1 protein-coding gene is annotated in these 334 nt (G+C 31.7%); it reads left to right on the top strand.

Going from position 1 to position 334, the window contains the following annotated elements; translation table 11 throughout:
• The coding region (locus H4O21_RS28685) for a DNA cytosine methyltransferase (RefSeq protein WP_182812660.1) at positions 1–334 on the top strand (334 nt) is incomplete at both ends.

Genomic DNA, 334 nt, shown 5'->3' with positions numbered 1-334 from the left:
ATTTGGAAAAGAGGAGGAATAACGACAGACAGAGGTAATTTATATCAAAACTTTGTTGAAATTGTTTCTCAAAAGCAGCCCTTAATGTTTGTTGCAGAAAATGTAAAAGGAATTTTAACTGCTAATAAGAAAAAAGCAATAAAGACTATAATTAAAGATTTTTCAGAGACTGGAGATTACGGTTATAATACAACTGCACATTTAGTGAATTTTGCAGAATATGGAGTAGCTCAGCTTCGTCAAAGGGTTTTAATTATTGGAGTAAGAAAAGATTTAGATACATTTTTTGACATACCAGCACCAACAAATGACGCGGACAACTATTTAACTGCTA

The organism is Oceanospirillum sediminis (genome assembly GCF_014164585.1).
Lineage (GTDB): Bacteria > Pseudomonadota > Gammaproteobacteria > Pseudomonadales > Halomonadaceae > Oceanospirillum > Oceanospirillum sediminis.
The sequence above is the reverse complement of the archived record's forward strand: the minus strand, read 5'-3'. Positions and strand labels throughout refer to the sequence as shown.